Source organism: Pseudomonas sp. TE9122 (assembly GCF_056278925.1).
The window spans coordinates 3,675,724-3,700,725 of record NZ_JBWBQI010000001.1 but is presented as its reverse complement, the minus strand read 5'-3'; the positions used below and the strand labels follow the sequence as shown (position 1 = coordinate 3,700,725).

The 25,002-nt window shown below is 61.4% G+C and carries 19 protein-coding genes; 12 read left to right on the top strand and 7 right to left on the bottom strand.

Annotated features, from left to right (window positions below; genetic code table 11):
- Nucleotides 1-121: 121 nt before the first annotated feature.
- From ACZ9BE_RS16575 to csrA, 3 genes are all read left to right on the top strand, one after another.
- On the top strand, nt 122-937 hold the full coding sequence (locus tag ACZ9BE_RS16575; protein WP_041478247.1) for an SDR family oxidoreductase: 816 nt from the start codon (nt 122-124) through the stop codon (nt 935-937).
- A gap of 63 nt (nt 938-1,000) precedes the next feature.
- The gene (locus ACZ9BE_RS16570; RefSeq protein ID WP_016770946.1) at nt 1,001-1,333 is read left to right on the top strand and encodes a YnfA family protein; all 333 of its coding nucleotides are present in this window, start codon (nt 1,001-1,003) and stop codon (nt 1,331-1,333) included.
- Between the two features lie 133 nt (nt 1,334-1,466).
- Nucleotides 1,467-1,652, top strand: coding sequence for a carbon storage regulator CsrA (gene csrA, locus ACZ9BE_RS16565; RefSeq protein ID WP_024013891.1), 186 nt, complete (start codon nt 1,467-1,469; stop codon nt 1,650-1,652).
- 5 nt (nt 1,653-1,657) lie between these two features.
- Here csrA and ACZ9BE_RS16560 read toward each other — a convergent pair whose 3' ends face one another.
- The 4 genes from ACZ9BE_RS16560 to ACZ9BE_RS16545 all read right to left on the bottom strand — a co-directional run bounded on the left by ACZ9BE_RS16560 (nt 1,658) and on the right by ACZ9BE_RS16545 (nt 6,936).
- Complete coding sequence (locus ACZ9BE_RS16560) at nt 1,658-1,885, bottom strand: YheU family protein (RefSeq protein WP_003172962.1); 228 nt, start codon at nt 1,883-1,885, stop codon at nt 1,658-1,660.
- Nucleotides 1,886-2,054: 169 nt separating this feature from the next.
- Nucleotides 2,055-3,245 carry an osmoprotectant NAGGN system M42 family peptidase gene (locus ACZ9BE_RS16555; RefSeq protein ID WP_024013890.1) on the bottom strand — a complete coding sequence of 397 codons (1,191 nt, stop codon included), beginning with the start codon at nt 3,243-3,245 and terminating at the stop codon, nt 2,055-2,057.
- A gap of 166 nt (nt 3,246-3,411) precedes the next feature.
- Nucleotides 3,412-5,160: an N-acetylglutaminylglutamine synthetase gene (ngg, locus tag ACZ9BE_RS16550; RefSeq protein WP_252886628.1), complete on the bottom strand. Its 1,749-nt coding sequence runs from the start codon at nt 5,158-5,160 to the stop codon at nt 3,412-3,414.
- Nucleotides 5,161-5,163: 3 nt separating this feature from the next.
- Entirely contained in the window at nt 5,164-6,936 is a 1,773-nt protein-coding gene (locus ACZ9BE_RS16545) for an N-acetylglutaminylglutamine amidotransferase (protein ID WP_095182249.1), read from the bottom strand.
- 364 nt (nt 6,937-7,300) lie between these two features.
- On the opposite strand from ACZ9BE_RS16545, the gene ACZ9BE_RS16540 reads away from it, so the two are divergent.
- Entirely contained in the window at nt 7,301-12,127 is a 4,827-nt protein-coding gene (locus tag ACZ9BE_RS16540) for an NEL-type E3 ubiquitin ligase domain-containing protein (protein WP_476249705.1), read from the top strand.
- A gap of 3 nt (nt 12,128-12,130) precedes the next feature.
- On the opposite strand, the gene mnmC is transcribed toward ACZ9BE_RS16540, so the two are convergent.
- Complete coding sequence (gene mnmC / locus ACZ9BE_RS16535; RefSeq protein ID WP_252868072.1) at nt 12,131-14,110, bottom strand: bifunctional tRNA (5-methylaminomethyl-2-thiouridine)(34)-methyltransferase MnmC2/FAD-dependent 5-carboxymethylaminomethyl-2-thiouridine(34) oxidoreductase MnmC1; 1,980 nt, start codon at nt 14,108-14,110, stop codon at nt 12,131-12,133.
- A gap of 462 nt (nt 14,111-14,572) precedes the next feature.
- Here mnmC and pap point away from each other — a divergent pair, with 462 nt between their 5' ends.
- Both pap and ACZ9BE_RS16525 read left to right on the top strand, forming a co-directional pair.
- A complete protein-coding gene (gene pap / locus ACZ9BE_RS16530) occupies nt 14,573-16,087 on the top strand; it encodes a polyphosphate:AMP phosphotransferase (protein ID WP_252868071.1) in 1,515 nt (504 codons plus the stop codon).
- A 103-nt stretch (nt 16,088-16,190) separates the two neighbouring features.
- Entirely contained in the window at nt 16,191-17,375 is a 1,185-nt protein-coding gene (locus tag ACZ9BE_RS16525; RefSeq protein WP_476249704.1) for a thiolase family protein, read from the top strand.
- Nucleotides 17,376-17,478: 103 nt separating this feature from the next.
- On the opposite strand, the gene ACZ9BE_RS16520 is transcribed toward ACZ9BE_RS16525, so the two are convergent.
- On the bottom strand, nt 17,479-17,670 hold the full coding sequence (locus tag ACZ9BE_RS16520) for a DUF6316 family protein (protein WP_476249703.1): 192 nt from the start codon (nt 17,668-17,670) through the stop codon (nt 17,479-17,481).
- Between the two features lie 208 nt (nt 17,671-17,878).
- Between ACZ9BE_RS16520 and ACZ9BE_RS16515 the strand changes: the two genes are divergently transcribed.
- A complete protein-coding gene (locus ACZ9BE_RS16515; RefSeq protein WP_476249702.1) occupies nt 17,879-18,838 on the top strand; it encodes a DMT family transporter in 960 nt (319 codons plus the stop codon).
- A gap of 108 nt (nt 18,839-18,946) precedes the next feature.
- Here the strand turns inward: ACZ9BE_RS16515 and ACZ9BE_RS16510 are convergent, their stop codons facing one another.
- Entirely contained in the window at nt 18,947-20,341 is a 1,395-nt protein-coding gene (locus tag ACZ9BE_RS16510) for a class II fumarate hydratase (RefSeq protein WP_056788329.1), read from the bottom strand.
- Between the two features lie 191 nt (nt 20,342-20,532).
- Between ACZ9BE_RS16510 and ACZ9BE_RS16505 the strand changes: the two genes are divergently transcribed.
- From ACZ9BE_RS16505 to ACZ9BE_RS16485, 5 genes are all read left to right on the top strand, one after another.
- Entirely contained in the window at nt 20,533-21,048 is a 516-nt protein-coding gene (locus tag ACZ9BE_RS16505) for a DUF2059 domain-containing protein (protein ID WP_016770936.1), read from the top strand.
- Between the two features lie 12 nt (nt 21,049-21,060).
- The gene (locus ACZ9BE_RS16500) at nt 21,061-21,360 is read left to right on the top strand and encodes a BolA family protein (RefSeq protein ID WP_016770935.1); all 300 of its coding nucleotides are present in this window, start codon (nt 21,061-21,063) and stop codon (nt 21,358-21,360) included.
- Nucleotides 21,361-21,512: 152 nt separating this feature from the next.
- Nucleotides 21,513-22,454: an oxygen-dependent tRNA uridine(34) hydroxylase TrhO gene (gene trhO / locus ACZ9BE_RS16495; protein WP_041478261.1), complete on the top strand. Its 942-nt coding sequence runs from the start codon at nt 21,513-21,515 to the stop codon at nt 22,452-22,454.
- Between the two features lie 35 nt (nt 22,455-22,489).
- The gene (locus tag ACZ9BE_RS16490) at nt 22,490-23,092 is read left to right on the top strand and encodes a DsbA family protein (RefSeq protein WP_177180902.1); all 603 of its coding nucleotides are present in this window, start codon (nt 22,490-22,492) and stop codon (nt 23,090-23,092) included.
- The gene (locus ACZ9BE_RS16485; protein WP_476249701.1) at nt 23,085-24,902 is read left to right on the top strand and encodes an ABC transporter ATP-binding protein; all 1,818 of its coding nucleotides are present in this window, start codon (nt 23,085-23,087) and stop codon (nt 24,900-24,902) included. Before ACZ9BE_RS16490 ends, ACZ9BE_RS16485 begins: the two co-directional genes overlap by 8 nt.
- Nucleotides 24,903-25,002: the final 100 nt, after the last annotated feature.

Genomic DNA, 25,002 nt, shown 5'->3' with positions numbered 1-25,002 from the left:
CGGAAAACAATGACGGCTGGAATCTTTTGATCCTCCATTCAGCAACTGGATGGAGCGTGGGCGAACGAACTTCCTTCGCTACACTCGGCGCATCTCTCCCGGAACAACAAGGCTGTCCGCTATGCAAAATCGCATGATGATCACTGGTGCAGGCTCAGGCCTGGGTCGCGAAATCGCGCTGCGCTGGGCCCGTGAAGGCTGGCGGCTGGCCTTGTCCGATGTCAGTGAGCCCGGCCTGCAGGAAACCCTGAAACTGGTGCGCGAGGCGGGCGGTGACGGCTTCATCCAGCGCTGTGACGTGCGCGATTACAGTCAGCTCACGGCCTTCGCCCAGGCCTGCGAAGAGAAGCTCGGCGGCATCGACATCATCGTCAACAATGCCGGCGTCGCCTCGGGCGGGTTTTTCAGCGAATTGTCGCTGGAAGACTGGGACTGGCAGATCGCGATCAACCTGATGGGCGTGGTCAAAGGCTGCAAGGCGTTCCTGCCGCTTCTGGAAGAGAGCAAGGGCAAGATCATCAACATCGCCTCCATGGCCGCGTTGATGCAAGGCCCGGCAATGAGTAACTACAACGTGGCCAAGGCCGGCGTAGTGGCGTTGTCGGAGAGTCTGCTGATCGAACTGGCGCAGCAGGAAGTGGCGGTGCATGTGGTTTGCCCGTCGTTCTTCCAGACCAACTTGCTCGATTCTTTCCGTGGCCCGACCCCGGCCATGAAAGCCCAGGTCGGCAAGTTGCTGGAAAGTTCGCCGATCAGCGCAGCCGACATCGCTGACTACATCTATCAGCAAGTCGCCGCCGGCGAATTCTTGATTCTGCCCCACGAACAAGGGCGCATGGCCTGGGCGCTCAAACAGAAGAATCCGCAACTGCTCTACAACGAAATGACTTCCATGGCCGAGAAAATGCGCGCCAAGGCCAAACAAAACAACGCTTGATCTTGTTCGATTCCCGCCGCGTCGTTAGGGTGGCCGCCACGGTCACCCTGTCGAGACGCCTCCATGCTCAATTACTTGTGGTTCTTCCTTGCGGCGCTGTTTGAAATCGCCGGCTGTTTTGCCTTCTACATGTGGCTGCGCCAGGGCAAGAGTGCGTTGTGGGTGATTCCCGCGTTGCTCAGCCTGACCCTGTTCGCGCTGTTGCTGACCCGTGTTGAAGCGGCCTACGCCGGGCGCGCCTATGCCGCGTATGGCGGGATCTACATCGTTGCTTCGATTGGCTGGCTAGCGGTGGTCGAGCGGGTGCGTCCGCTGGGCTCGGACTGGATCGGCATGGCCCTGTGCGTGGTCGGTGCCAGCATCATTCTGTTCGGGCCGCGCTTTTCCGCTGCCTGAGGCTTTTGTGCGAAGTGTCTGACAGCTGCGGGCGTGGGCGCCTGTAGGGCAAGACTGATTTGCTCGTCGTGGATTGTGAAGACGCTGTAAGCCGCGCATCTTCAGGGTTTGCCAGTCCTGAAGGATGAATCCCATGCTTGTACTCAGCCGTGTGGTCGGTGAGTTGATTTCAATCGGAGACGACATCACCCTGCGTGTTCTGTCGGTCAACGGCTCCAGCGTGCGCTTCGGCGTCGAGGCGCCGAAAAAGGTCCATGTACACCGCGCCGAGGTCTATGACCGGATCAAGCGCAAGGAGGCTGCGGCGAAGGCTGGCTGACGGCTTCAGTCGAACAGATGCTTGGGTACGTCGTGCTTGAGCATCAGCTGGCACTGCTCGCTTTCCGGATCGAACACGATCAATGCCTGGCCTTTGGTCAGTGCCTGACGCACGCGCAGGACGCGGGTTTCCAGCGGGGTGTCATCGCCGTTGTCGGTACCGTCGCGGGTGACGAAATCCTCGATCAGGCGGGTGAGGGTGTCGACTTCAAGCGCGTCGTGGGGAATGAGCATGGGCACCTCGGTCAAATCAATGTCGGGATGCTACGGGGATTGGGTTTCGTCTGCCAGTTCTGTATCGGTCTTGCCGGCCCATTCGCGAGCAGGCTCGCTCCCACCTTTGAATTGCGATCCCTGTGGGAGCGAGCCTGCTCGCGAAAGCGGTTATCTGTTCACCGAAGGCTCAACTGTCAGAACGCTGCCCAACCAGACTGTCCACCGGCGGCACCCGGGTTTCGCTTTCCATCTGCGTGTCATGCTCGATCTGATGGCTGAAGCGATCCAGTGAGGCATTGGCCGGCGCCGCATCGCTGGCAAAGACCGGCGGACTCAGAATGTACGCGCCAAGCAGTCGGCTGAGTGCCGCCAGACTGTCGATGTGCGTGCGTTCGTAGCCATGCGTGGCATCGCAGCCGAAAGCGAGCAGGGCGGTGCGAATATCGTGGCCGGCGGTGACCGCCGAGTGCGCATCGCTGAAGTAATAGCGGAACATGTCGCGGCGCACCGGCAATTCGTGTTCATCGGCCAGACGCAACAGATGCCGCGACAGGTGATAGTCATACGGCCCGCCGGAGTCCTGCATCGCCACGCTCACCGCGTGTTCGCTGGAGTGCTGGCCGGGGGCGACCGGTGCGATGTCGATGCCGACAAATTCGCTGACGTCCCACGGCAATGCCGCCGCTGCACCGCTGCCGGTTTCCTCGGTGATGGTGAACAGTGGATGGCAATCGATGTTCAGTTCCTGGCCACTGTCGACAATCGCCTTGAGCGCAGCGAGCAATGCGGCAACACCGGCCTTGTCGTCGAGGTGGCGGGCGCTGATATGGCCGCTTTCAGTGAACTCCGGCAGCGGATCGAAGGCCACCACGTCGCCGACATGAATGCCCAGCGACTCGCAATCGGCCTTGGTCGTGCAGTAGGCGTCCAGACGCAGCTCGACATGGTCCCAACTGATCGGCATTTCATCGACCTGGGTGTTGAAGGCGTGCCCGGACGCCATCAGCGGCAACACGCTGCCGCGAATCACCCCGGTGTCGGTAAACAGGCTGACCCGGCTGCCCTCGGCAAAACGGCTCGACCAGCAACCGACCGGGGCGAGGGTCAGGCGACCGTTGTCTTTCACCGCACGCACAGCAGCGCCGATGGTGTCCAGGTGCGCAGACACCGCGCGGTCAGGGCTGCTTTTTTTGCCCTTCAACGTCGCGCGGATGGTCCCGCGCCGGGTCATTTCAAACGGAATGCCCAGCTCTTCGAGACGCTCGGCGACGTAGCGCACGATGGTGTCGGTGAAACCGGTAGGGCTGGGAATGGCGAGCATTTCCAGCAGGACTTTTTGCAGGTAAGCCAGATCCGGTTCAGGGATTTGTGTGGTCATGGTCATGGAAACTCCTGATGGGTTGAGCACATCGATGGTTTCGATGAGGAAAATTGGTGGTGACGTTCAGGGCCTCTTCGCGAGCAGGCTCGCTCCCACATTTGGAATGCATTCACCCTGTGGGAGCGAGCCTGCTCGCGAAGGCGTCAGTAGAGGCGCTTCATAATCACGAAACAGCCGGCTGACTATGCGGAAACAACAGATCGACAAAGCGCTCCGCCGTCGGCTGCGGTTCGTGGTTGGCCAGGCCGGCGCGTTCGTTGGCTTCGATGAACACGTACTCGGGCTGATCCGCCGCCGGCACCATCAGATCGAGCCCGACCATCGGAATGTCCAGCGCCCGCGCCGCGCGCACTGCCGCGTCGACCAGGGTCGGATGAAGAATGTCGGTCACGTCTTCCAGCGTACCGCCAGTGTGCAGATTGGCCGTGCGCCGCACGAATAGATGCTCGCCGGCCGGCAGGATGCTGCTGTAGTCGTAACCGGCTGCGTGCAGCGTGCGTTGGGTTTCGTGGTCGAGCGGGATCTTGCTTTCGCCGCTGGTGGCCGCTTGCCGACGGCGACTCTGCGCTTCGATCAGCGCACCGATCGAATGCTGACCATCGCCAACCACTTCCGCCGGCCGGCGAATCGCCGCCGCTACCACTTCAAAACCGATCACCACGATGCGCAGATCAAGGCCTTCGTGGAAGCTTTCCAGCAGCACGCGACTGTCAAACTGCTTGGCGGTTTCGATGGCCTTCTGCACTTCTTCGATGGTGCGCAGATCCACCGCGACGCCGTGGCCCTGTTCGCCATCGAGAGGCTTGACCACCACCCGTTGGTGCTCATCGAGGAAGGCCAGGTTGTCGTCGGCGTTGCCCGCCAGTTGCTGCGCGGGCAGTTTCAGACCTGCGCCTTTCAGCACCTTGTGGGTCAGGCTTTTGTCCTGGCACAAGGTCATGCTGATCGCACTGGTCAGGTCGCTCAGCGACTCGCGGCAACGCACGCGACGGCCGCCGTGGCTGAGGGTGAACAGCCCTGCGTCGGCGTCATCCACTTGCACGTCGATACCGCGCCGATGGGCTTCTTCGACGATGATCCGCGCGTAAGGATTGAAGTTCGCCTCAGGCCCCGGGCCGAGAAACAGCGGCTGGTTGATGCCGTTTTTGCGCTTGATGGCGAAGGTCGGCAGGTTGCGGAAACCCAGTTTGGCGTAAAGGTTTTTCGCCTGACGATTGTCGTGCAGCACCGACAGATCCAGATAAGCCAGGCCGCGACTCATGAAGTGCTCGACCAAATGTCGCACCAGCACTTCGCCGACGCCCGGGCGTGAGCAATGCGGGTCGACCGCCAGGCACCACAGGCTGCTGCCGTGTTCCGGGTCGTTGAAGGCTTTTTCATGATTGAGACCCATGACACTGCCGATCACCGCGCCGCTGTCCTCGTCTTCCGCCAGCCAGTACACCGGGCCGCCCTGATGATGTGGGGTGAGCAGCTCCTGATCGATCGGCAACATGCCGCGCGCCTGGTACAAACGGTTGATGCCCTGCCAGTCGGTTTCGCTTTGCGCACGACGAATGCGGAAGCCGCGAAACACCCGCGTGGCCTGCCGGTAATCGCTGAACCACAAACGCAAGGTGTCGGATGGATCGAGAAACAGCTGCGTCGGCTCGAGGCCGAGAATCTGCTGCGGTGCGGCAACATACAGGGCGATATCGCGTTCGCCGGGCTGCTCGTTGAGCAGCTCCTGCGCCAGTGACGCCGGGTCGGGAAAGGTATGGCCGATCAGCAGCCGGCCCCAGCCGCAATGCACGGCAATCGGGGCGCTGGCAGGCTCGCTGCCGTCTTCGGCCAGGCGCGCCTGCAAACGTTCATACGACGGGGCCTGACCACGCAACAGGCGTTGGTTGATGGACGTGGCATGGGGTTTCATCAATCAGATTCCTTGTTCACTGAGCCACAGGTTCAGGGCCGCCAGTTGCCACAGTTTCGAACCGCGCAACGGGGTCAGTTGGCCTTGCGGATCAGTCAAAAGCTTGTCGAGCATGGTCGGGTTGAACAGGCCGCGATCCTGGCTCGGATCCAGCAGCAGTTCGCGCACCCAGTTGAGCGTGTCGCCCTGCAAGTGCTTGAGACCCGGCACCGGGAAATAGCCTTTCTTGCGGTCGATCACTTCGCTTGGAATGACCCGGCGCGCAGCTTCTTTCAGCACTTGCTTGCCGCCATCGGGCAGCTTGAATTGGCCCGGCACCCGTGCCGACAGTTCGACCAGTCGATAGTCGAGAAACGGCGTGCGCGCTTCCAGGCCCCAGGCCATGGTCATGTTGTCGACGCGTTTGACCGGGTCATCGACCAGCATCACCGTGCTGTCCAGGCGCAGCGCTTTGTCCACGGCAGCCTCGGCGCCGGGCTGGGCAAAGTGCTGTTTGACGAAATCGCCGGCCGCATCGTGGTCGACCAGCCACTTGGGCTGCACAGTCGCCGCGTAGTCGTCGTAGCTGCGATCAAAGAACGCATCGCGGTAGGCCGCGTATGGGTCCGCCGCGCCGTCGACCTGCGGATACCAGTGGTAACCGGCAAACAGTTCGTCTGCGCCTTGGCCGCTCTGCACCACTTTGCAGTGCTTGGCCACTTCCCGGGACAACAGATAGAAAGCGATGCAGTCATGGCTGACCATCGGCTCGCTCATCGCCCGGAACGCGGCGGGCAGTTGCTCGATGATTTCTTTCTCGTCGATGCGCAACTGATGGTGGCGCGTGCCGTAGTGCTTGGCGATCAGGTCCGAGTACTGGAACTCATCGCCGCGCTCGCCGCCGGCATCCTGGAAACCGATGGAGAAGGTCGACAGATTCTCTACACCGACTTCGCGCAACAGGCCGACGAGCATGCTCGAGTCGACACCGCCGGACAGCAACACACCGACATCCACCGCCGCACGCTGACGAATCGCCACCGCTTCGCGGGTGCTGTCGAGGACGCGATCGACCCAGTCTTCGAGGTTGAGGTTTTTCTCGTCCTCATGCGGGCCGTAGGGCAGGGTCCACCAGGTTTTCTGCTCGGTGCGGCCATCAGCTTCAACGCGCATCCAGGTGGCGGGCGGCAGTTTTTCGATACCGGCCAGCAAGGTGCGCGGCGCGGGTACGACCGCGTGGAAATTCAGATAGTGATTGAGCGCCACCGGATCGAGGATCGGGTTGATGTCGCCGCCCTTGAGCAGCGCCGGCAGTGCTGAGGCAAAACGCAAGCGTTGGCCAGTGCGCGACAGGTACAACGGCTTTACGCCGAGACGGTCACGAGCGATGAACAGGCGCTGGGCATCACGCTCCCAGATAGCGAAAGCAAACATGCCATTGAGCTTCGGCAGCAGCGCCTCGCCCCAGGCGTGATAACCCTTGAGCAGCACTTCGGTGTCGCCACCCGAATAGAAGGCATAACCGAGTGCTTCGAGCTCTGCGCGCAATTCCGGGAAGTTGTAGATCGCACCGTTGAACGCCAGGGACAGGCCCAGTTGGCTGTCGATCATCGGCTGCGCCGAGCCGTCCGACAGGTCCATGATTTTCAGGCGTCGATGGCCCAGGGCAATCGGCCCCTGGGCATGGAAGCCCCACGCGTCAGGGCCGCGAGGGGCCAGGTGATGGGTGATTCTCTCAATCGCTGCAAGGTCTGCAGGTTGTTGATCAAAACGTAACTCGCCAGCTAATCCGCACATAAAGTCCTTACCGGTTTTTCCGTTGGGGAAGGTCAAGCCGTACCGCGCGAGAAGTGCGGGTACTCAGAAACTGACCTGTCTCGGTAGGTGGAGTTTTAGATCGATAAGTTATAAGCCAGCCTGGCTGCCTTCTGCCGCAACGCTATCAGCGCGGATCGAGGATCGAGATTTGCCCACTTACCGTTACGCTTTTTTTGCATAAGCGCACAAGCGCGTGGACGTTCCGTGCGGGGTGGTGCAGGGCTATTTTTTCCATGCAAAAAAGCGTTTGGTCTACCTGGGTTTTGCGCAGCAATTTGAACTGTTATTGGCTGCCCGGCAGCGCTAGGGTCGAGTGTTCGAACCGCAATAAAGGACTATTGCCATGCCCACCCAAGACAAGACAAATCCACAGATTCAGGCCTCGGTCCTGAGCACCTTGTACGCCGCGACCGGTGACCTCGATACCGCTGAAAGCCTGGAAAAAAACCTGCCGGCGCATCTGCTCACGGCTTCTGCGGCCACGCTGAACAAGCTGGACGAAATCAATCGTGAACTGCACACCCTGCAAGTCAAAGTCGACAAGGATCTGACCCGGCTCAAACCCTTGCACAGCTTCTGCATCAGCGAACTCAACGCGGCGCTGAGCGAGAAATGGCCAGCGGTCTATGACGTGAGCGAGGATCTGCTCAGCCTGCCCGGCGTCGATTGTGGCTGCGATGTGAAGGCGACGGTTCAGGCCGATGTCGGCTTGGTCAGACACGCGACGCAAAGCCTGTTGCAGGCAGCCATGCAAAACTTCACCGCAGACGAGGAGCAGGCCGACGGTTTCCCCGCCGGCAGCCTGGTGCGCGTCAAGAGTGTGCCCGCTGGCGTGAAGGATCTGACGCCGGCAGCGTTCGCAGCGTTGTGCCGCAAGCTGGATCTGGGCAAGAAATACCAGGAGCATCTGCAGCAAGTGTTCGGTCTGCGTGAGGAGTGCGGCAAAGTCGTGGCGACCAGTGCCATGACCCGCAATATCGCCGCATTGAAGCAATCGCTGCTGGAGCTGGACGCTCATCTTGCGGAGCTCAAGGGCGATATCACCGCAGCTGGTTTGCGCATGCTGCAGGATCTGATGCTAGCCGAAGGCGTCGCTTCGGCGCAGCACCTGCGCTACGGCAAAGACCCGATGATCATGCAGGGCATCAGAATCCTCGACAGCTGCGTTTGGGGCGTCGTGGTATTTTCCAAACGCTCCGTGGAACAACACCCTGAGGACGGATGCATGGTGTATATGCCCGGCGAGCCCGAGCGCGCCGTGTATGAGTACCCGAGTTTCAATGCGTTCAAGCGCTACCTCGCGCAACAACTCAAGAGCACGGAATATCAGGGGTATTTCGCCGGCAGCCTCGATGAAGATGACAAGGCTGACTTCTTCAAGGCGTTGGCTGAGAAACCCGATCTGGGCGTCGTCGAACAATGGCCGATCAATGTGCCGCTTTTTGATTTCATGGTGCAAAGCCATGTCGGCAAGTTGCAGATCGACGCGCGCAAACTGGCGGTGCCAACCGCTGATATCGATGAAGAGATCCGACAGAAACGCCTGTTGGATTTCGTTCAGCGCGGGGTGACCGTGGCGTCGGTGGCGGGGCTGTTCGTGCCGGTCCTGGGGCAATTGATGATGGGCATCGCGGTCGGGCAATTGCTCGGTGAAGTGTATGACGGCGTCGCGGACTGGCGCCGCGGTGATCATCAGGAAGCACTGTCACATCTGCTCAGTGTGGTGGAGAACATCGCATTGATGGGCGTTTTCGCCGGCGGTCAGAAGGTGCTGGGAACTGTGGGCAAAAAACTGCTGCGCACGCATCCGGAGTTCTTCGCGCAGTTCACCGCGATACTCGATCGGGCCGGCAAGCCACGCCTGTGGAAGTCCGATTTGAGCCCGTATGAGCATGCTTTGCCGGCCGGATTCACCATCGGTGCCGGTTCAAAGGAGTTCTACCAGATCGGCAACAAGACCATCGCCCGCTTCGAGCACCGCCTGTTGGCGGGCAACTTTGATATCGACACTCAGCACTGGCGCCTGGAACACCCCGCACGCGCACAAGCCTATGCTCCGGAATTGATCCGCCACGTCGAGGGCGGCTGGCGGTTCCCCGCTGAACAGCCCGAAGAATGGGGCAGCAGCGCCTACACGCTCAAGCGCATCGATCCGCAGTTGAGCGAATTTGCCGACAGCGACCTGGACATCCTTCGCCGGCTGAGCAACACCTCGCAGCAAACCTTGCTGGAGACCTTCAACGACAATCTGAGCCTGCCGGTACGCCTGCGCGATACCGTCGAGCGCGTGCGCATCGAGCGCCAGCTGCGTGAGTTGACCACGGAACTGGAAAACGGCGAGATCCACTCCGAGCAACCTCTGGAAGAACAGATGCACGCCTTGACGCAACTGCCGGGCTGGCCGACTGACCGATACCTTGAGGTCATCGGTCATGAAGGAGACGTCGAAACCACTTATCCTGCAAACAGCACGCTCGACGAAACCCTGGGAGTGCCGGTCACCCAAGGCCAGTTGGCACTCGGGCGCTTGCTGCAAACCGTCATCGACGGCCTCTACGAGCATGAAGTCGAGGCCTTGCTCGGCGGCAAAGTCGCGAAAAGCACGCAAGCCACCGGGCTGGCAAGAAAACTGGGTGCTGCGCTCAAATCCGATTACCGCGCGGCGTTCGAGCGGATGTACAAGCGCTATGACCACAGTGACGCGCAGGATCTGGGCAAATTACGCCAGGTCTTCGCCGACATTTCGGCGCGCCATGGTCAAAGGCTGATCGACCGCGCTTCGAGTGTCGAGCGCCTGCACTTGCGCTCGACCGGGAGCGCGCCCTTGCGGTTGGGACAGCGGGCTCGGGCCGGTATTGCCGAGGTGCGGCTTGACCGGGCGCTGAGCGGGTTGCACTGGTCGTGGCTGGCCAATGCCGACACCGACAGGCTGGCCATGAAATTACTGCCGCGCCTGAGCGACTGGAACGCACAGCTGCGTCTGCAAATGCGCGACAAGGCCTTGACCGGACCGATACTCGAAGACATCGGCGATGCGTCGGCGACCTCGGAAAATACCGGCTATCTGGTGAAGTCCACGCAGGGCTATGAGGCGTTTGGCGGCGACAAAAAATCCTTGGGCAAGGTGGCATCCGGCCCCGACGCTTTGTACATGGCCATCCTCAAGGCATTGCCGCCACGTCAGCGGACCGCACTCGGGTTTGCCGATGCCGGACAGCTCAGTACGCAACAGTTACGCAAAAAGCTGCTCAACGTTGCCCTCGACGAACGCGAGGTCACTGCGCGGGCATTGCGCGGCGGCAGTACGGAATCACTTCCCGTCGAGCCGGCCTGTGTGCAAGGTGATCAGGTCCCCGCGACAGCTCATTCACGCATACTGCTGCGCAAAGCGCGCAGGCTTTATCCGCGTCTGAGCGAGCCGCAGCTCAATCAATTGCTCAACGAACTGGGTGATGATCCGTTGAGCCGTGCGACCCGCATCAAAGCCCTGCGTCAGGATCTGCAAACCCTGCGTGACGCGCTGTTTGTCTGGAGTGAAGATGCCGCCGCGCTGCAAGCCATGGGGGGCGATCTGGCTGAAGCGCGGCACAGTCGGAAAATGGCCGCCGAGCTGATCGAAGAAGCGTTTCGACGCTTTCATTGGGCCACCAACGAAGAGGGAAAAAACCTCTGTACCCTCGACCTTGACGGCATGCGCATCGGCAAGGTGCCGACGTTACCGTCGTCGGTGAGCTTCGACCATGTCGAGCAATTGTCGATGCGGAACATGGCGCTGGGGGATGATGTGGCGTACTTCCTCAAGTCCTTCAAACAGCTCGACTCGCTGGAACTGGGCAGCAACGCGATCACCCGGCTGCCTGAAATGTTGTCGCACATGCCGCGTCTGCAACGGCTGAGCCTGGCAAACAATCAGCTCAAGCTCACCGAGCAGACCCTGGCGAAGCTGAACAGGCTGAGCACTTTACGCTACCTGAATCTGGACAAGAATCCGTTGGGTGCCACCCCTGATTTCAGCCGAATGTCGCAACTGCGTCGCTTGTCGCTGAACGATACCGGCATCACCGAACTGCCAGAAGGCCTCGACCATTCTGCGCACATTGAACTGATGGATCTGAGCGCCAACAAAATCACAGAACTGCCCGAGTGGTTGTTCGAGAAATCACGACGTTTCACCGGCGCACTCAAGCTTGGGCTGAACCCCTTTTCGGAAACGGCCAAAACGCATCTGGAGAACTATCGCGATAATTTCGGAGTTGGGATGGACTATGTCGCCGATGACATCGCACGGATGAACGAGCAAACGGCGCGCTCGTTCTGGTTGACCAAGGTCAGTGGCGAAGAGTGGGCAGAGCAGTCGCGCATCTGGGCGGCATTGCGCAGCGAGCGGACGGCCGATGGCTTGTTCACTTTGCTGGCGCAACTGGGCGATACCGCAGACGGCAAACAGGGCAGCGCTGACATGCAGCGACGCGTCTGGGCGGTACTGAAGGCGGCGGAAGCTGACGAGCCGCTGGGCCGTCAACTGCTCGACATCGCGGCCGATCCGCTGCACTGCACCGATAACGCGGCGCTGGTTTTCAGTCGCCTTGAAGTCGCAGTGGAAGTCGAGCGGGTGAGCAGGGCTGCAAGCGGGAGCAGGGGCACTGCCAAGGCGCTGTTGGAACTGGGCCGCAGCCTGTTCCGGCTGGACAGGCTGGAAGAAATCGCCCGGGAGCATTCGCTCCGGGCGCCAAAGGTCGATGCGCTGGAAATGAACCTCGCTTACCGCATCGGTCTCACCGATGCGCTGGGGCTGCGCGGTCAACCGAAAGATATGCTGTTCAGTGCCCAGAGTGGCGTGACGGCCGCTGATCTTGAGGTCGCAAAAAATCGCGTCTTCACCGCTGAACTCTCCCCGCAATGGCTGGAATACATGCAGGGGCGAACGTTCTGGCGTGACTATCTGCGACGCATATTTGTCCGCAAGTTTGCGCTGATCGATGACCTGTACGACCCGCAAATGAGCGCACTGTTCGACAAGAAGGACACGCTGCCCTCTGGCGATTATTTGAGTCAGAACCAGGCACTCAAGCTTGAAAAGGACCAGGCTGAAGACGTGCTGTTCAAGAGCCTGACCGAAGACGCGATACGGCTGATGGATCTGGGCATCTGCGAAATGCCCGATACGTGAAATTCACTTGCCGCGAATCAACTGCCGTAAGGCGAAACGATTGGGATGGCAGGCTTCGGCCACGCTGCGTGGCAACGGCAGCGGCTCGTTGTCCAGCCACGCGGCAAGCAGCTCGCCGGACAGCGGCGCGGTGATCAGCCCGCGAGAACCGTGGCCGCTGTTGACGTACAGACCATCGAGCCACGGGCAGGCGATGTCCGGCACCTGTCGGGCGTCTTTGCTCAACGCAGCGTAGGTCTGATTGAAGGTTTGCAGATCAGCGAGCGGGCCGACAATCGGCAGGTAATCGGGGCTGGTGCAGCGGAAAGCTGCCCGGCCCTCAAGGTTCGCAAGTGGCTGCTCGCTGATGTTGAGGCGTGTCAGCAGGTCGCTGGAAATTTCTTCGAGCATCGCCAGATTGCCTTGGTGCTCGGCAGTCGTGGGTGTCAGATCGTCATTGTTGAAGTCGAAACTGGCACCCAGCGTGTGCTCGCCCAGGCGCGCCGGGGCGACGTAGCCCTCGGCGCACACCACCGTAGCCAGCGCATGACTTTCTGCAGTCTCGGCCAGACGCGTGATTTGGCCGCGAATGCGCTTGAGCGGTAGGTCGGCACTCTGGGCAAAACGTTTGATTTCGGCGGCACCGGCCAGGATCACCACCGGCGCACTGGCGAGCAAACGTTCGCCGTCGAAGGCTTGCCACAGGTCTGCGACTTTGCGCAGTTCCAAAGCTTCGTGATGGCTGAGCAACTCAATGTTGGTGTGGGTCGCCTGGGCCTGACACAGCGCCGGCGGATGCACCCAGCCGCCTTCGGGGTAGAACAAACCGCCATGGGCCACGCCGACACCGGCGCGATCCTGCGCTTGCGGCTGTTCCAGCCACTGCAAGAGATCTTCAGGAAACGCCGCCGCCAGTTGCGCGTGGCGCTCGGCTTCCTTGGCATTGAACGCCAGTTGCAGCACGCCGCAGTCATCCCAGTCGCTGCCGCGTTGCAGGCTTTCCAGCAGGCGCCGGGTGTAACCGAAGCCGCTGACGATCAACTGCGACAACGCCGTGCCATGGGCGGACAGCTTGAGATAGAGCACGCCTTGCGGGTTGCCCGAGGCTTCTTGCGCGACGGCCGCGTGACGCTCCAGCAGACTCACTTGCCAGCCGCGCGCCGCCAGGCTCGACGCCGTCGCGCAGCCGGCCAGCCCCGCGCCGATCACCAGCGCCCGGCGCTCACCGCGCAACGGAGCAGGGCGGGCGAACCAGGGTTTCGCCGGTAGGGGCGCCGTCACCTCGGCGGGCCAGCCGAGAAACTCGCCACGCAGGATTTCCCATTTGTGGCCGATGCCCGGCGTGCGCTTCATCTTGAACCCGGCAGCATTGAGCAGACGGCGGACCCAACCGGTGCTGGTGAAAGTGCTGATGGTCGAGCCCGGCGCAGCCAGCCGCGCCAGTTCGACGAACAGTTCAGCAGTCCACATGTCCGGATTTTTCGCCGGGGCGAAACCGTCGAGAAACCACGCGTCGATCTGTGCATCGAGTTGCGGCAGTTGCTCCAGCGCATCGCCGATCAGCAAGGTCAGCGTCACGCGGCCGTTGGCCAGAGTGATGCGTTGAAAGCCTTGATGAATCGCCACGTAATGCCTGAGCAACTGATCCGCCAACGGCATGAGTTCTGGCCACAGTGCCAAGGCCCGGCGCAGATCCGCAGGCGCCAGCGGGTACTTCTCGACGCTGACAAAATGCAAGCGCGCGCCGGCCACCGCGTGCTGTTCGAACAACTGCCAGGCACAGAGAAAATTCAACCCGGTGCCGAAACCGGTTTCGCCAATCACCAGACGTCCATCCGCCGGCAGCGCAGCGAAACGCTCGGCCAGACGGTTCTGTTCGAGAAACACGTAACGGGTTTCCTCCAGCCCCGACTGGTCGGAAAAATACACGTCATCGAACACCCGCGAACGTGGGCGTCCCTGGTCGTCCCAGTCGAGTTGGGCGTGGGGCATTTCGGCTTTCATGGCAGGCTCGGCAAACACAAGGCGGCCATTCTAGCCGATCGCGCCGGTACTGCCTGATCCAGCACAGGACTCGCGATGAAAAGAACCCTGTGGCGAGGGGATTCATCCCCGCTGGACTGCGCAGCAGTCCCACAACCACAAGACTCGCAGTGAAAAGAACCCTGTGGCGATGTGATTTATCCCCGCTGGACTGCGCAGCAGTCCCAAAACCACAAGACTCGCGCTGAAAAGAACCCTGTGGCGAGGGGATTTATCCCCGCTGGACTGCGCAGCAGTCCCAAAACCATCCACCCCGTTTTCCCGATCCAAACCGCACTTCCCGGATCTGCGACTACTGCACAGCCAGTCAACGATAAATCCCCTCACACAAAGTTCTCATCCCGTCCTGAGTTCATGGGAATTTTCTGCCCTGCGCCCGTGCCCAATCCGCTAGTCTTGCTGAACCCTGGAAGGAGCCGTCCCATGTTTGAATCCGCTGAAATCGGTCACGCCATCGACAAAGACACTTATGAGGCGGCGGTCCCTGCGCTGCGTGAAGCCTTGCTGGAAGCGCAGTTCGAGTTGCAGCAGCAGAAGCGCTTTCCGGTGATCATCCTGATCAACGGCATCGAAGGGGCGGGCAAGGGCGAGACGGTCAAGCTGCTCAATGAATGGATGGATCCGCGCCTGATCGAAGTGCGCACCTTCGACCAGCAAACCGATGAAGAACTGGCGCGGCCACCGGCCTGGCGCTACTGGCGGATGCTGCCGGCCAAGGGGCGGATGGGCGTGTTCTTCGGCAACTGGTACAGCCAGATGCTCCAGGGCCGGGTGCATGGGCTGTTCAAGGATCCGCGTCTGGACCAGGCCATCGCCGGCGCTGAGCGTCTGGAAAAGATGCTCTGCGATGAAGGCGCGTTGATCTTCAAGTTCTGGTTTCACCTGTCCAAGAAGCAGATGAAAGCGCGGCTCAAATCGCTGGCCGACGACCCGTTGCACAGTTGGCGCATCAGTCCGCTGGACTGGCAGCAATCACAGACTTACGACAAATTCGTCAAATATGGCGAGCGGGTGTTGCGCCGCACCAGCCGCGATTACGCGCCGTGGCATGTCATCGAAGGTGCCGATGCCAATTACCGCAGCCTGGCGGTGGGCAAGATTCTCCTCGAAGGCCTGCAAAACGCGCTCAAGCGTGCCGACGTCAATCCTCACGAAGTCAGTGCCGCGCCGCTGGGTACGCCGGTCGATCAGTTGAACCTGCTCGACAGCCTCGACCTGACGCAGCGTCTGGACAAGAAAGACTATGAAGAGCAACTGATCACCGAGCAGGCGCGCCTGTCCGGGCTGATGCGCGACAAACGCATGCGTCGCCATGCGCTGATCGCGGTGTTCGAGGGTAACGACGCGGCGGGCAAGGGCGGGGCGATTCGCCGCGTGGCAGCGGCGCTCGATCCGCGTCAGTACAGCATCGTCCCGATTGCCGCACCGACCGAGGAAGAGCGCGCACAACCGTATCTGTGGCGGTTCTGGCGACACCTCCCGGCGCGGGGCAAATTCACCGTGTTCGACCGCTCGTGGTACGGGCGGGTGCTGGTCGAGCGGATCGAGGGCTTCTGCACCCCGGCCGACTGGCTGCGCGCCTACGGCGAAATCAATGACTTCGAAGAGCAACTGGCCGATGCCGGCGTCATCGTGGTCAAGTTCTGGCTGGCGATCGACAAGGACACGCAGATGGAGCGCTTTCAGGAGCGCGAGGAGATTTCCTTCAAGCGCTTCAAAATTACCGAGGACGACTGGCGCAATCGGGAAAAGTGGGACGACTATCGCCGGGCGGTCGGCGACATGGTCGATCGCACCAGCACCGAGATCGCGCCATGGACGCTGGTCGAAGCCAACGATAAACGCTGGGCACGGGTGAAAGTGTTGCGCACGATCAACCGCGCGCTGGAAGACGCGTTCGAGAAATCCGACAAGAAGGCCAAAAAGCACAAGGACTGAAGCGATGGCCGCGCATACGCCGGGTGAATGATCCTCGCGGTCGGCAAGAAGGTGGACTTATGCTCAAGTCCACTTTCAACCTACAACAACAATGAGGTATGCCATGCGTGAAGTGGTGATCGTCGACAGCGTGCGGACCGGCCTGGCCAAATCCTTTCGCGGCAAGTTCAACCAGACCCGCCCCGATGACATGGCGGCCCACTGCGTCAATGCGCTGCTGACCCGCAACGATATCGACCCGGCCAGCGTCGAGGACTGCATCGTCGGCGCCGGCTCCAACGAGGGCGCGCAGGGCTACAACATCGGCCGCAACGTCGCGGTACTGTCGCGCCTGGGCACCGGCACCGCCGGCATGACCCTCAACCGTTTCTGCTCGTCGGGTTTGCAGGCGATCGCGATTGCCGCCAACCAGATCGCCTCCGGTTGCAGCGACATCATCGTCGCCGGCGGCGTCGAGTCGATCAGCCTGACCCTGAAGAGCGTCAACACCGATCACCTGATCAACCCGCTGCTCAAGCAACAGACTCCCGGCATCTACTACACCATGGGCCAGACCGCCGAAGTGGTGGCACGACGTTATGGTGTCAGTCGTGAGGCGCAGGATCGCTATGCGCTGCAAAGCCAGATCCGTACCGCTCAGGCCCAGGCTGCCGGTCTGTTCGACGATGAAATCGTGCCGATGGCGGTGAAATATCGGGTCGAGGACAAGAACAGCGGTGAAGTGCAGATTGTCGACGGCGTCGTCGAGCGCGACGACTGCAACCGCCCGGACACCACCTACGAAAGCCTTGCCGGACTGAAACCGGTGTTCGCCGACGACGGTTCGGTGACGGCGGGCAATTCCTCGCAGCTGTCCGACGGTGCGTCGATGACACTGGTGATGAGTCTGGACAAAGCGCTGGAGCTGGGGCTCAAGCCGAAGGCGTTTTTCCGTGGCTTCACCGTCGCCGGTTGCGAGCCGGACGAAATGGGCATCGGCCCGGTGTTCTCGGTGCCGAAACTGCTCAAGGCCAAGGGCCTGCAAGTGGCGGATATCGATCTGTGGGAATTGAACGAGGCGTTTGCTTCGCAGTGCCTGTACAGCCGCGACCGGCTGGAGATCGACAACGACAAATACAACATCAACGGCGGCTCGATTTCCATCGGCCACCCGTTCGGCATGACCGGCTCGCGCCAGGTAGGGCATCTGATCCGGGAATTGCAGCGGCGCAATCTGCGCTACGGCATCGTCACCATGTGCGTGGGTGGCGGGATGGGGGCGAGTGGGTTGTTTGAGGCGGTGCGCTAAAGGATTGGTTGCCCGTTCAGGCCCCTTCGCGAGCAGGCTCGCTCCCACAGGTGATCGCATTCCCCTGTGGGAGCGAGCCTGCTCGCGAAGGCAGCGCCACGGTTCAGCGGCTGGAATCCCGCCGCTGCATCCGCGCTACATATGCCTGAATCTCCCGCTCAATCACCTGACTGTCATACGGCCCTTCGAGGGTATTTTCCCGGGTGCTGAAATACAGCTCGCCATTGACCCGGCACACGCGGTCGCTGCGAAAACGGGTGGCGGGGGCGCTGTCCTCGGCGCGCATGGCGTACATGTCGGTCTCCCTGATATGTGTTGAAAAGTCTGCAATCAGCTTATGCCTGAAGCACTTGGCGCGCCTGCCCGGCCGATCAACGGCGGCGCGCCGGTTTACTGCTGCGACCTGCACAGTTTCATTCGCGGCCTGGCGGCAACTGTCCCTGTGTTGCACGGGACAGGGCGCCTAGAATGCAGGCTCTTGTCAGCAGGCTTTTGGGGTTCGCATGCACATTTCATCGGGGCGCTGGGTGTACGGACTGTTCCTGGCGCTGCTGACCGCGTTTCTGTGGGGCATCCTGCCGATCAAGCTCAAACAGGTGTTGCTGGTGATGGATCCGGTCACGGTGACCTGGTTTCGTCTGATGGTTTCCGGCGGCTGCCTGTTCATTTATCTGGCTTCGGTCAAGCGCCTGCCGAGTCGCAAGGTGCTCGGGCCAAAGGGCGGCTGGCTGGTGCTGATGGCGGTGTTGGGGCTGGTCGGCAATTACGTGCTGTACCTGATGGGCCTCAATCTGCTCAGCCCCGGCACCGCGCAACTTGTGGTGCAAATGGGTCCGATCATGCTGCTGATCGCTAGTCTTTTCGTGTTCAGGGAACGCTTCAGCATCGGTCAGGGCCTCGGCTTGCTGGTGCTGTTGATCGGCTTCGGCCTGTTCTTCAATCAGCGCCTGGCCGAACTGCTGACTTCGCTCTCTGATTACACCGCCGGCGTGTTGTTGGTGCTGCTGGCGTCGACGGTCTGGACCTTCTACGCGCTGGGCCAGAAGCAATTGCTGACTGTGTGGAATTCGTTGCAGGTGATGATGGTGATCTACCTGTTCTGCGCGCTGTTGCTGACGCCGTGGGTACATCCGCTGGAAGCGCTCAACCTGAGCCCGTTGCAGGGCTGGCTGTTGCTGGCGTGCTGCATGAACACCTTGATCGCTTACGGCGCATTCGCCGAAGCGCTGGCGCACTGGGAAGCCTCGCGAGTCAGTGCGACGCTGGCGATCACGCCGTTGGTGACATTCGTTGCGGTGGCGATTGCGGCGCGGATCTGGCCGGACTACGTGCATGCCGAGGAGATCAACGCCCTGGGCTATGGCGGGGCGGTGCTGGTGGTGCTGGGTTCGGCGCTGGTGGCGTTGGGGCCATCGTTGATTGCCGGGCTCAGGGCGCGGCGGGCCAGGGTTGTGCCTGGCTGACGATCGGCGGCGCCTGAATTCGCGAGCAGGCTCGCTCCCACTTTGCAATGCAATTTTCCTGTGGGAGCGAGCCTGCTCGCGAAGACGGACTTTCAGGCGCTACATGACTCAGCCCTTGGCGCCAGCCTCGATCATGTTCTCCGGGCGCACCCAGGCATCGAACTCTTCATCAGTGAGATAACCCAGCTGCAACGCAGCCTCACGCAAAGTCAGCCCTTCGCTGTAAGCCTTCTTGGCGATCTCCGCCGACTTGTCATAACCGATGTGCGGGTTCAGCGCAGTCACCAGCATCAGCCCACGTTCCAGATGCCTGGCCATGACCTCCGCATCCGGCTCGAGCCCGGCGATGCAGTGCTGCTGGAAGTTGCTGCAACCGTCGCCGAGCAGACGGATCGATTGCAGCAGATTGTGAATGATCACCGGTTTGAACACGTTCAACTGCAAGTGCCCCTGACTCGCGGCAAATCCGATCGCCACGTCGTTGCCGAGCACCTGGCAGGCGAGCATCGACAGCGCTTCGCACTGGGTCGGGTTGACCTTGCCGGGCATGATCGAACTGCCCGGTTCGTTGGCCGGCAGCTTCACTTCGGCAAAACCTGCGCGAGGACCTGAGCCCAGCAGACGCAGGTCGTTGGCGATCTTCATCAAGGCCACAGCGAGGGTTTTCAGCGCACCTGAAAGCGTTACCAGCGGTTCATGACCGGCCAGTGCAGCGAACTTGTTCGGCGCGGTGACGAACGGCAAGCCGGACAGCGCGGCCAGCTCGGCGGCAATCGCCTCGCCGAAGCCGTGCGGCGAATTCAGCCCGGTGCCGACCGCAGTGCCGCCCTGCGCCAGTTCGCAGACCGCCGGCAGCGCGGCGCGGATGGCGCGCTCGGCATAATCCAGTTGCGCGATGAAGCCGGACAATTCCTGACCGAAGGTGATCGGCGTCGCGTCCATCATGTGCGTGCGCCCGGTCTTCACCAGTTTCATGTGCCGCGCCGCCAGTTCGGCAAGGCCGCCGGACAGCTCGGCAATCGCCGGCAGCAGTTGTTCCTGCACCGCTTTGGCGGTGGCGATGCTCATGGCGGTGGGGAAGCAGTCGTTGGAACTTTGCGAGCGATTGACGTGATCGTTCGGATGCACCGGCGACTTGCCGCCGCGCGGGTTGCCGGCCAGTTCGTTGGCGCGCCCGGCGATCACTTCGTTGACGTTCATGTTGCTCTGGGTACCGCTGCCGGTCTGCCAGACCACCAGCGGGAACTGCTCGTCATGCTCGCCGGCGAGGACTTCATCGGCGGCCTGTTCGATCAGGCGAGCGATGTCCGCCGGCAGGTCGCCGTTGCGGTCGTTGACCCGCGCGGCGGCTTTCTTGATCAGCGCCAAGGCATGCAGCACCGGTAGCGGCATGCGTTCCTGACCAATGGCGAAGTTGATCAGCGAGCGTTGCGTCTGAGCACCCCAGTAAGCGTCGTCCGGGACCTCGATCTGGCCCAGGCTGTCGGTTTCGATACGGCTCATCGTGCACACTCCTGTTGGTCTGTTGGCGCAATTTAGGCCGGCATCGGCCCGGGTGGTTCCATCGGCTCGATTGTTGACCGCAAAACCCCGCCAATCAAGCGCGGCAAGGGCCGGGGGTTGAGCCATAGCGATTGTTAGGCGCAGAATGGTCGCCCTTGGGGTTCGACCTCGCTTTGCTTAAAGGAAACTCGATGACTCGTCTTCGCGCCATCTGTACCGCGGTTGCACTGGTTTGCGCCAGCGGCCAGGTGCTTGCCGATACCGCCAGCCACAACGCCAGTGCCGAAGCTTTCCTGACGCTGGCTCACGCTGACAAGCTGGGTACCCCGGTGTACATGCAAGTGCAGCAAATGTTCGCCCAGCGCTTTGAACAGACCAAAGCCCCTGAGTCGAAGAAAGCCGTGCTCGAAACCTATCAGGCCAAGGCCAACGCCGCGCTGGACCAGGCCATCGGCTGGAACAAGCTGAAGCCCGACATGGTCAAGCTCTACACCAGCAACTTCAGCGAATCCGAGCTGAAAGATCTGGTTGCCTTCTACCAGTCGCCACTGGGCAAGAAAGTCCTGGAAAAAATGCCGCAGCTGACCCAGCAGTCGGCGCAGATGACCCAGGGCAAACTGGAAAGCGCGGTGCCAGTGGTCAACAAGCTGCTCGACGACATGACCAAAGAGCTGACCCCGGCCGCGGCGCCAGCCAAGAAGAAGTAAGCGGAGTTCGTGATGACCATGCAACAACGCATCGAATCGACGCTGGCTCTGTTACAGCCTGAGCACCTGCAAGTGCTGGACGAAAGCCACATGCACAGTCGCGGGTCACAGACCCACTACAAGGCGGTGGTGGTCAGCGCGCAGTTCGAAGGCCTGAACCGGGTCAAGCGCCACCAGAAAGTCTACGGCACGCTCGGCGAGCTGATGGGCGAGTTCCATGCGTTGGCGCTGCACACCTACACCCCGCAGGAATGGGCAGAGATCGACGGCGCTCCGGCGTCGCCGACCTGTGCCGGCGGTAGCAAACATTAAGATCAAAAGATCGCAGCCTTCGGCAGCTCCTACAGGGCACAGCCGCAGGCGGTGGTGTTTTTTGCTAGAATCCGCAACGCGCCGCTTAGCCGGCGCGTTTTTTATTGAATCCGGTTCACCCTTTGCGAGGGTAGCCACCTGGAGAAATACCCATGACACAACCGATTGTCGTGGCGGCACTGTACAAGTTCGTCACCCTCGAAGATTACGTTGACCTGCGCGAGCCCCTGTTGCAAGCGATGGTCGACAACGGCATCAAAGGCACTCTGCTGATCGCCGAAGAAGGCATCAACGGCACGGTTTCCGGCAGCCGCGAAGGCATCGACGGTCTGCTCGCCTGGCTCAAGAACGATCCGCGCATGGTCGACATTGACCACAAGGAATCGTACTGCGACGAACAGCCGTTCTATCGCACCAAGGTCAAGCTGAAGAAAGAGATCGTCACCCTCGGTGTCGAAGGCGTTGACCCGAACAAAAAGGTCGGCACTTACGTCGAGCCGCAAGACTGGAACGCGCTGATCAGCGACCCGGAAGTGCTGCTGATCGACACGCGCAACGACTACGAAGTGTCGATCGGTACCTTCGAAGGCGCCATCGATCCGAAAACCACCAGTTTTCGCGAGTTTCCCGACTACATCAAAGAACACTTCGACCCGGCCGTGCACAAGAAGGTCGCGATGTTCTGCACCGGCGGCATTCGCTGCGAGAAAGCCTCGAGCTACATGCTCGGCGAGGGTTTCGAAGAGGTTTACCACCTCAAGGGCGGCATCCTGAAGTACCTCGAAGAGGTGCCGCAGGAAGAAACCAAATGGCGCGGCGACTGCTTCGTCTTCGACAACCGCGTCACCGTGCGTCACGACCTGACGGAAGGCGACTACGATCAATGTCATGCCTGCCGCACGCCGGTCAGCGTTGAAGATCGCGCCTCCGAGCATTACGTCGCCGGCATCAGTTGCCCGCATTGCTGGGACAAGCTCAGCGAGAAGACCCGGCGCAGCGCCATCGATCGGCAAAAGCAGATCGAACTGGCCAAGGCACGCAATCAGCCGCACCCGATCGGCTACAACTATAAGCAAGCATCTTCCGAGGCTTAATCATGTCTGCGCGCCTGCTCTATGTGATGGATCCGATGTGTTCATGGTGCTGGGGGTTTGCTCCGGTGGCCAAGGCACTGGTCGAGCAGGCGCAGGCAGCCGGGGTCGAGCTGCATCTGGTGGTCGGCGGTCTGCGCACCGGCAGCGGTTCGGCGCTGGAGCCGACCACGCGGCGCTACATTCTCGAGCACTGGCAAGCGGTCACCGAGGCCACCGGCCAGCCGTTCAAGTTCGACGGCGCGTTGCCTGACGGTTTTGTCTACGACACCGAGCCTGCCTGTCGCGCCATTGTCACCGCGCGCAGTCTGGCGCCGGATTGCGCGTGGACATTGGTCGGGCTGATCCAGCAGGCGTTTTACGCCGAAGGTCGCGATGTCACCCAGGCCAGCGTGCTGGTCGAGTTGGCGGAGCAGGCCGGTGTGCCGCGTATCGAATTCGCGGCGTTGTTCGATCATGCCGATCAGCACAAGGCGACCCAGGCCGATTTCACCTGGGTCCAGGATCTGGGCATCGCCGGTTTTCCGACCCTGCTGGCCGAGCGCAACGGGCAACTGGCGCTGCTGACCAACGGTTATCAACCGCTCAGCGAGCTGTCGCCGTTGCTCGGCCGCTGGCTGGAGCGCGCGGCCTGTGTCTGACCGCGCCGATGACACGCCAGCCGTAGAGCGTGTCGACCGGCTGAGCTGGGCTGAAGTCCGGCGTCTGGCACTGCATCACAAGAAATCCCTGTGGATCGCCAACGGCGTGGCCGTGCTGGCGACGCTGTGCAGCGTGCCGATCCCGTTGCTGCTGCCGTTGCTGGTCGACGAAGTGCTGCTCGGCCACGGCGATGCCGCACTGAAAGTCATGAATCATTTTCTGCCAAGCATGTGGCAGCAGGCGGCGGGTTATATCGGCCTGATGTTGGTGGTGACCCTGACCTTGCGTTGCAGCGCCCTGTGTTTTGGCGTGTTGCAGTCGCGGCTGTTTGCGCGCCTGGCCAAGGACATCGTCTACCGCATTCGCGTACGCCTGATCGAGCGGCTCAAGCGCATTTCCCTTGGTGAATACGAAAGCCTCGGCAGCGGCACAGTGACCACGCACCTGGTCACCGATCTGGATACCCTCGATAAATTCGTCGGCGAAACCCTCAGCCGCTTCCTCGTCGCGATGCTGACCCTGGTCGGCACCGCCAGCATCCTCATGTGGATGCACTGGAAGCTGGCGCTGCTGATTCTGCTGTTCAACCCGTTGGTGATCTACGCCACGGTGCAGCTCGGCAAACGCGTCAAACACCTGAAAAAACTCGAGAACGACAGCACCTCGCGCTTCACTCAGGCGCTGAGCGAAACTCTCGATGCGATTCAGGAAGTGCGCGCCGGCAATCGTCAGGGCTATTTCCTCGGACGCCTCGGTGTGCGCGCGCAGGAAGTGCGCAACTACGCAGTCAACTCGCAGTGGAAAACCGACGCCTCGAACCGCGCCAGTGGTTTGCTGTTCCAGTTCGGCATCGACATCTTCCGCGCGGCGGCGATGCTCACCGTACTGTTTTCCGATCTTTCGATCGGGCAGATGCTCGCGGTGTTCAGCTACTTGTGGTTCATGATCGGCCCGGTCGAACAACTGCTCAATCTGCAATACGCCTACTACGCGGCGGGCGGTGCGCTGACGCGGATCAATGAACTGCTGGCGCGTGCCGACGAGCCGCAGTATCCCGGCGGCGTCGATCCGTTCAAGGGGCGCGACACCGTCGGCATCGAGGTGCAAGGCCTGAGTTTCGGTTACAGCGACGAGCTGGTGCTGGATCAGATGAACCTGTCGATCCTGCCCGGCGAAAAAGTCGCGATTGTCGGGGCGAGCGGCGGCGGCAAAAGCACCTTGGTGCAGTTGCTGCTGGGTCTGTACACGCCAGCGGCCGGGACCATCCGCTTCGGCGGATCGACCCAGCAGGAGATCGGTCTGGAGACGGTGCGCGAGAACGTCGCGGTGGTGCTGCAGCATCCGGCGCTGTTCAACGACAGTGTGCGCGCCAACCTGACCATGGGCCGCATGCGCAGCGACGAAGCCTGCTGGCAGGCGCTGGAAATCGCGCAGATGGCCGCGACCATCCGCGCGCTGCCCGCTGGCCTCGACAGCATCGTTGGTCGCTCCGGCGTGCGTTTGTCCGGCGGTCAGCGCCAGCGTCTGGCGATCGCACGGATGATCCTCGCCGAGCCGAAAGTGGTGATTCTCGACGAAGCCACCTCGGCCCTCGATGCCGCCACCGAGTACAACCTGCACCAGGCGATGTCGAAGTTTCTCCATGGCCGCACCACGCTGATCATTGCCCATCGCCTGTCGGCGGTGAAACAGGCGGACCGCGTGCTGGTGTTCGACGGCGGGCAGATCGCCGAGGACGGCGACCATCGCCAACTGATCGCCGACGGCGGTCTGTACGCCAAGCTCTACGGCAACTTGCAACAGCACTGATCGAAACCCTCGCCGACCTGTCAGAGGTTCTGCGCGCGGTGTAACGCCGCGCCTTGCCTTGAACGAGAACCCCACCTAGTCTCGTCATAGCGAATTCGCC